General features: G+C 53.3%; 8 protein-coding genes. 6 read left to right on the top strand and 2 right to left on the bottom strand.

The window, feature by feature from the left end; all coding sequences use genetic code 11:
- From AC1DO7_RS37770 to AC1DO7_RS37745, 6 genes are all read left to right on the top strand, one after another.
- Positions 1 to 1,064 (top strand): glycoside hydrolase family protein (locus AC1DO7_RS37770; RefSeq protein ID WP_477117325.1); only part of this gene is annotated, 1,064 nt, incomplete at its 5' end.
- Positions 1,021 to 2,001: a lysozyme inhibitor LprI family protein gene (locus AC1DO7_RS37765; protein WP_441650056.1), complete on the top strand. Its 981-nt coding sequence runs from the start codon at positions 1,021 to 1,023 to the stop codon at positions 1,999 to 2,001. The genes AC1DO7_RS37770 and AC1DO7_RS37765, both read left to right, overlap by 44 nt.
- 203 nt (positions 2,002 to 2,204) lie before the next feature.
- Positions 2,205 to 2,657 carry a lysozyme inhibitor LprI family protein gene (locus tag AC1DO7_RS37760; RefSeq protein WP_441650057.1) on the top strand — a complete coding sequence of 151 codons (453 nt, stop codon included), beginning with the start codon at positions 2,205 to 2,207 and terminating at the stop codon, positions 2,655 to 2,657.
- Positions 2,658 to 3,042: 385 nt separating this feature from the next.
- A complete protein-coding gene (locus tag AC1DO7_RS37755) occupies positions 3,043 to 3,639 on the top strand; it encodes a hypothetical protein (protein ID WP_441650058.1) in 597 nt (198 codons plus the stop codon).
- A gap of 37 nt (positions 3,640 to 3,676) precedes the next feature.
- A complete protein-coding gene (locus AC1DO7_RS37750; RefSeq protein WP_441650059.1) occupies positions 3,677 to 4,252 on the top strand; it encodes a hypothetical protein in 576 nt (191 codons plus the stop codon).
- Positions 4,253 to 4,337: 85 nt separating this feature from the next.
- Entirely contained in the window at positions 4,338 to 4,937 is a 600-nt protein-coding gene (locus AC1DO7_RS37745; RefSeq protein ID WP_441650060.1) for a hypothetical protein, read from the top strand.
- 490 nt (positions 4,938 to 5,427) lie between these two features.
- On the opposite strand, the gene AC1DO7_RS37740 is transcribed toward AC1DO7_RS37745, so the two are convergent.
- Positions 5,428 to 6,555, bottom strand: a complete 1,128-nt coding sequence (locus AC1DO7_RS37740) for an acyl-CoA dehydrogenase family protein (protein WP_441622201.1) — start codon at positions 6,553 to 6,555, stop codon at positions 5,428 to 5,430.
- A 29-nt stretch (positions 6,556 to 6,584) separates the two neighbouring features.
- A partial coding sequence (locus AC1DO7_RS37735) for an acyl-CoA dehydrogenase family protein (protein ID WP_477117324.1) occupies positions 6,585 to 7,250 on the bottom strand: 666 nt, incomplete at its 5' end.

Raw genomic sequence — 7,250 nt, 5'->3', positions numbered from 1 at the left:
AGTGGGTGGACTTCAAGCTGATCGAGTCCAAGCCAACGGGCGAAGGCTACGGCAACATCTTCACCACCGCGGCCCAAATGGCTGCGTTCCAGGGCGGCGAGCTGGCGCTCACCGATGCGCAACTCGACGGCCCCATGCGCGAGGTCTTCGCCAGCCTCGATACCATCCCCGATCACCGACTGACCCTGGGGGAACTGCGGGCTGCCCAGCGCAGCCGCGGCAAGCTCGGCGAACTGTCGCGATTGATCATTCGCTATCCAAGCGAATGGAAGGCCGACCCGGCGAGCTGGGATGCCTGGGACAAGAACGTGCCGCCCACGGCCCGGGCCGCCTGGCAAAGCGAGAAGGCGCGGATTGCCAAGCTGGTGTGGTGGGATGCCGTCGCGGGGAAGGTGGAAGGTTTTCCTGTTGATTCGTTTGTGTTTCATGTTCATCCCGTGGCTTTGGTTGGGAACTTCATGCGATTTGCTGCAACCCGGCTCTCGGAGAAGGGGATTTGGTTCATCTACAGGCAGGAAGTGCGCGCAGGTAAATCCAATAGGCTTCATTGGCCGGGCCGAGCAAGTGGCGTAACGCTAGGTCCAGGCTATGACATGAAAGAAAGGAGTGCCGCTAGTATACGAGCCGACATGATGGCGATTGGCTTATCGGAATCTATCGCGACCAGCCTTTCTAAGGGATCAGGTCTGACGGAGACTCAGGCCCAAAAATTCGCGCAAGACAATTCGGATCTGCTTTCACTCAATCAGCAGCAGGAATTTGCATTACTCCACCACATCGTACCGCACTACGAAGAGAAGGTCCGTAATTCCATAGAAATCGATCTCGCTCAACATGAGTTTGATGCACTGACATGTTTTGCTTACAACGCTGCCGGGAGATGGGATAGCGTTACGAGGCTCGTAAATGAAGGGGACGTGCCCGCGGTCACGGCCAAAATAAGAGAGGGGGTGAAATCGAATGGAAAAACGATGCTTGGCCTAGTTCTGAGAAGAGAGGACGAGGTGAACCTATTTGTTCATGCTCGATACGAATTTCAGGGCAGTAAGATTGATTTCAAATAGTCATATTTCTTGCCTAAGAATATTTGATGCGAACCAAGCCATCGTGAACAAAACTGTCATTAATTCTCAATTTCGACTCGAAAGAATGAGCGCTCTAGAGTTCCTGCGTAGGGCCATAATAATTCCCCTAGTACTATTATTATTTCTGACTGGATTATTCACTCCACCCGCGAAGTCTGCATCAATCCCTGACGAGTTGATCGGAAAGTGGGAGGTGGTCGAGGTTCATGTAAATACAAATTACGGCGGCGCTATTAATTATGGATGGGACGCGCCGATGCTAATGTGGCGCATCTTTGATTTTCGCGTGAATTGGATCGCAGGGAATGCACCAGAAATCTATCGTATATGTGAAAACCCAAAGGCAAGAATCATTCCAATCACTGTGGATAACCTTCTGAAAGCTAGCCTCGGCGGCTACAGTGCGGACTCCGACGCATCGCCAGTCCTTGACTATCAACTCGGATTGCCAGCGGGGAAGGTTGTAGATGTGACCGGCATTACCTGCACTCGAGAACCATGGGAAGCGGGAGTGGGATTTGAAGACCCCGCTTTCCCTTCTGTCCCGCGCGGCGCTTGGATTTTTTTTATTGATGGCAAGAAGATCGCTTTGCGTTGGTACGATCAGACTATCCTAATTTTGACCAAGATCGTCCCGGGGACCGCGCCCTCCCCATCATTCTCTTGCTTTCATGCCAGACCTTCCGCAGAAAAAGCTATATGTCGTTCCCACGAACTGGCTGGTTTGGATAAAAGCATTGCCCGTGCATACAGCCTGTATTTAGCGGAAGGGAAACAAATTCCGTTCGACACAACTGAAAATGTGCGGCGGCATCGTTCCTGGCTGCACGAGCGCAATGCTTGTGGGGGCAATGGCGCTTGYCTGGCAAAGACGATGAAAAATCAACTGGGGTGGCTTTCCTCGCTTCTCAATTGAAAACAGCTTGAATATATGTCTTGTCAGAAATGATGCGAAAGCCTAAGCCAGCGGTGGCTGGCATGGGGAATGATGCTGACGAACTAATTTTCTATATCGAAGACACGTCAAGTATAAAACCATATGATGGTGGACGGCAGTGTGTTGCTTATCTAAGAAAGAATAGATAAAACTATTTTCCCGCTACTTGCAAATGTAATGCCATGAATTTTTCATTAAAAGATCAGATTAAATATACTTTTTATTTAATTGTATTTGTATTTTTGCCTGGCGTGCAGGCTAGCGATCTCGACTGCGTTTCACCGAGGTACAGTGCCGATATTTACAAGTGTTCAGCTATAAGTTACGCCAAAGCGAAATCGAATCTCGATTCTGCGTATAAGTCACTTAATAAAAGATTGAATAGGCAGTATGAAAGAGAGCCCAATCTCTTAATGGAAATAAAAAATAAAGTAATTTCCTCCCAAGAAACTTGGAGAAAAATGAAATATTTTGACTGCGAAATGGAAGTTATGCAGATAGAGAATAAGTCGGAGGCGTTTGAGACTACGCGTAATAACTGCCTCGCGCGGCTGTCTGAGGTTAGAGCAATGTATCTGAAGACTATCTCTCCAGACTGGCCACCAGAGCAAGGTAACGCTGCAAGCAGCAAGTAGATTATCGAATACAAGTACCTGCCGGTACGTTCAATTATTCGTTACTCGAGCGAACGGAAGGCTGATGGTAAGAAATGATGTGGAGCCCGGTCACGTATTGTTTGGCGATGACAAACATCCAAACGTCGATTCTCGCGGTCGAGGTATCTTACAAGAAATACAGCGGGATCGATGTCACAAGCGTACCGTCCAAGGTAGAGGATGATGCGCATTTTGCAACGGATTCATCAGGCTGGTACTGGTGGACAAGAGACATAAATGCGTTAGCAGATGTCAACAATCCTGCCCGCGTAACTAAGAAAATCAACCCCGTCATGAAAGACATAGATCGAAGGCGAGTCGCGGCTCGTAGGGCTTTTATGGCAATAAATCAGGGGGTCGAACCATGCAACAAAAACTGGAATGCAAAACTAAATATTTCTCACGGTTGGTGACGAAATCACTGGTGATAATTAAATTTTTTTGTATTTCGTCTTTTTCGTTCTCACAGACCGGCTTTGCTTCTCAGAAAATCGAAGACGTCCATGCGGATAGCATAAAGAATGGGTGTTCTGTGATATTCCAAGAAGCGGCACCTTCTATGTCTGAGTCCTTATCGGAAGCGGTTTCAGGAAATGTTGATGTCGGGTGGTCGTGTGAGGACGGTACTGCCGTAATTATTGACACCTATGAAAAGGAGGGAGGGGCCCCGGAAATATTATCATCTTTCATTAGAGGTGATAAATGCATTGCGGTGTTGGTGAGGTGGAGTATTTATTCTCGTGCCTCGTCTTTTAATGGGAATATGTATAGGATATTAATTTATCGTTATGGTGAAAATATCTCGGGAGACCCTTTTTTCGTTCGAAGGGAGTTTCTTGGTAAAAATAAGGTGGGCTGGGATGGAGTCAAAAATGGAAGGCGTGTGAGATTCTCTCTTAATACAGAAAAGAAAATAAACAGGGAGTTGGACAGCAGGGGGAAATTGATCGGCTGCGATTGATTTAATAAGTACCTGATGTGACTATCGGTGTGATTTTATGAAAAAACGATTTGAATATCATATTGAGTTCATCCAGCGGGTGGCGAGGTGGGGTATTTTTGTTGTTTATCTCGTGGGGTTTGGAGGCATAAGACCTGCACATTCATTCGAGGCAGAGATTGGCGAAATTTCTATCGGGAATCGGGAGAAATGGTGTCTGGTATCCTTCAAGCATAAAAATTCCGAATCCAATAAAGACGGGTTGGAAATTTCCGCTACGCCAATCGAAATGACCCTGGAGTGTGCCAATCAGCCATCCATCCCGATCGATACCTATGAAATCAACGGCGGCGCACCCCATATCGCCGAAGCATTTGTTAGGAGGGGGAAATTCCTTGTTGTCCTGGTTAGATGGCACGTGAACTCAAAATCGGCGGATTTTGGGGGTGATTTTTATCTGGTCAATATATACCAAATAGATCTAGGGAATTCTGTGCATCCTCTAGTGAGACGCGACGACATATTGGGTAAGTTGGCAAAGGGATTGGACGGAGAATTAAGCGGAAATCCCGTTAATTTTCCGCTAAAAGATAAGAAGTCAATCTCGAAGAGGCTTGAGCGTCTGGGGCTTTAAGGAGCCGTAGAAAGAAGGCGATTATCCAGCGCTCCGCCGTTTGTAGTGCCAGACAAGAGGGTTCCTAATTCGCGAGGAGTCAGCGATGAAGATTGCCGGTTCTACAGGCTGTAAGGCCCTTTCGTTCTTCATCTGTTTGGTTCTTGCCGCGGCGGTCAACGGCCAGCCACTTACGGAAATAACGAATTTTCAGCGGAGTGACACTCAGATAAAAATCAATTGTGCGAATAGAAGAGGTCATCTCAATTGCGGAATATACAGTGCTGACAAGCAAGGGGATGCAAAATTATTTGATTATTCTGCGGCGCCGGCCAGTATTTCGCTTGTGGAAGGGATATTTGTGATGTTGTTCCCGTGTGGGACGCAGTGTTCTGCCACTTACTTTTATAGAAAAAATAAGGGGTTGGCCGGCCCTTTTCCACTGGTGGAAGTCTATGACTTGGAATTCGGAGTGGCATTGGGAATATCGAAAAATCCGCTCCCAATATATCAAATCTATCCAAGTAGAAAGAATTCGGTAATCGGGTCGATTCGACTGAACTTACCGCGAGAATTGGTTAATGTTCCGGGCGCAATTAGCGATGTGAGACTGGATAACCATAAATTTATTATAAGTTATGTCGATCGCCACGGAGATGCGGTCACGTTCGTTTATCCAGTACGGAGAACTGATAAGGCGGACTAACTGAATTACACGAGGCGGAAAATCGATTGTTTCTGCGCCAGGTCATCTCAGATAGAAAATGTAAGTCCCTCCAATGGTGTGTGACTGTGAAACTACCTCATCGCCTACTGCTCGTCGGCCCACTGGCCTTACTCTCCATTTTGGCGGCTGCTGCGGATCCTGGTGTCTACCGGCCGGTTTTCAAGGACTACAAAGACTGGACACTGACCTGCGACAACGGTAAGCGCTGCTACGCCGACCACTATGGGGACGGCGCGACTGTACCGACCTTGCTCGTCATTCCCAGTGAGGATCATCCAGATCCTGGCGGCTGAATGACCGTTGGGGAGAGCGATCGGGAGAGCCATCTTATTCGGTATCCGAAGTCCCCGACCGAAGGCGATAGCAACTGGCCGGAGGACTGAACTGGCGCATGCAGACCGGCCCGCCCGGCAGAGCAAAAAGACACGCATTGCCGAGCGAGCGCAGGCGCAAGCGCCGATTGCTCAACCTACCCCACCATCACCTCCCCATACCGCTGCACATGAAAATCGCTATCCCCCAGCAGCGGGTCGATCATCGTCAGCCGCTTGAAGTAATCCCCAACCTCAAGTTCATCCGTCATCCCCATCCCGCCATGTAGTTGCACCGCCTGCTGGCCGACGAAGCGGCCGGCCTTGGCGACCACCACCTTGGCGCCGCTGAGCATGCGGCGGCGCTGCGCGGGATCGGTTTCGTCGAGCGCTTGCGCGGCGACATAGGCCATCGACAACGCCAGTTCCTTCTGCACCAGCATGTCGGCCATGCGGTGCTGCAGGGCCTGGAACGCGGCGAGCGGCTTGCCGAACTGCTGGCGCGTGCGCAGGTATTCGCCGGTGATCTCGATCAGCCTTTCCATCGCGCCGGCGGCTTCGGCGCATAGCGCGGCGATGCCGTGGTCGATGCCGTGCGTGAGCGCGGCCAGGCCGTTGCCTTCGCTGCCTACCAGCGCATCGGCGCCGACCGTGGCGTTCTGCAGCGTGAGGTCGGCGGCGCGCAGGCCGTCCATGGTGGGGTAGCCGCGCACGGTCAGGCCGGGCGCGTCCTTCGGCACCAGGAAGAGCGACAGTTCGTTGCTGCCGGCGATGCGCGCGCTGACCAGGAAGGCATCGGCGGCTTCGCCGTGCCAGGCGAGTGTCTTGGTGCCGTTGAGCTGGTAGCCGTCGCCCTTGCGCTCGGCGGCCGCGCGCGCGCTTTCGGGGCGGTAGCGGGTGGTGGGCTCCAGGTAGGCGAGGGTGACGATGCGCTCGCCGCTGGCGATGGCGGGTAGCCATTCTTCCTTCTGCGCCGCGCTGCCGTAGGCTGCCAGCACGGCGGTGGAGATGACCGCGGCGGGCGTGACCGGCTCGAGCACCAGGCCGCGGCCGAGTTCGCGCTGCACCACCAGCTGGCTGGCTGCGCTTTCGCCGAAGCCGCCGTACTCGGCTGGCACGGTCAGGCCGAGCACGCCCATCTCGGCCAGTTGGGCCCAGGTGGCACGGTCGAGGCTGGCGCCGTCGCGCGCGCTGGCGCGGCGCTTGGCGAAGGTGTATTCGGTATCGATGAAGCGGCGCAGGCTGTCCGCCAGCATCTGCTGCTCTTCGCTGTAATTGAAGTCCATGGCTGTGCTTGTTCCTTCTGTCCCGGCGTTCAGAAACCCAGGATCATCTTGGAGATGATGTTCTTCTGTACTTCGGTGGCGCCGCCGTAGATGGAGGTCTTGCGCATGTCGAAGTACGTGGAGGCGGCGGGCGCGGCCCAGTCCGGTGCGTGCTGCGGCATGTCCGCAGGCGTCTCGCCCGCTTCGAGCCAGCGAGGCGAGTACGGCCACGCGCTGGGGCCGGCCACTTCCATCTGCAGCATGGCCAGGTCCTGCTGGATTTCGGAGCCGCGGATCTTGACGATGGAGGCCTCGGGGCCGGGCTGGCCGGCGGACTGCGTGGCCACGCGCAGCAGCAGCATTTCCAGCGCCATGATGTCCATCTCGATGCGGGCGATCTTGTCGCGCATGCGCACGTCGTCGATCAGCGGCCGGCCGGCGCCGTCGGTGGACTGCGCCGCGTAGTGCTTGAGYTGGCGCAGTTCGCGGTTGCAGTGGCCGATGCCGGCGATGCCGGTGCGCTCGTGGCCGAGCAGGTACTTGGCGTAGGTCCAGCCGCGGTTCTCTTCGCCGAGCAGGTTGGCGGCCGGCACTTCCACGTCCTCGAACCACACTTCGTTGACGTCGTGGCCGCCGTCGAGCGTGACGATGGGGCGAACCGTCACGCCCGGCGTCTTCATGTCGATCAGCAGCATGGAGATGCCTTCCTGCGGCGG

This window comes from Cupriavidus sp. 05N40 (genome assembly GCF_056397305.1).
This window is presented reverse-complemented; position numbering and strand designations above follow the sequence as displayed.

What these genes read in the sequence shown, in the direction of transcription:
- AC1DO7_RS37760 (WP_441650057.1), top strand. Translation starts at nt 2,205, where the DNA reads ATGAATTTTTCATTAAAAGATCAGATTAAATATACTTTTTATTTAATT.
- AC1DO7_RS37755 (WP_441650058.1), top strand. Translation starts at nt 3,043, where the DNA reads ATGCAACAAAAACTGGAATGCAAAACTAAATATTTCTCACGGTTGGTG.
- AC1DO7_RS37750 (WP_441650059.1), top strand. Translation starts at nt 3,677, where the DNA reads ATGAAAAAACGATTTGAATATCATATTGAGTTCATCCAGCGGGTGGCG.
- AC1DO7_RS37745 (WP_441650060.1), top strand. Translation starts at nt 4,338, where the DNA reads ATGAAGATTGCCGGTTCTACAGGCTGTAAGGCCCTTTCGTTCTTCATC.
- AC1DO7_RS37740 (WP_441622201.1), bottom strand. Translation starts at nt 6,555, where the DNA reads ATGGACTTCAATTACAGCGAAGAGCAGCAGATGCTGGCGGACAGCCTG.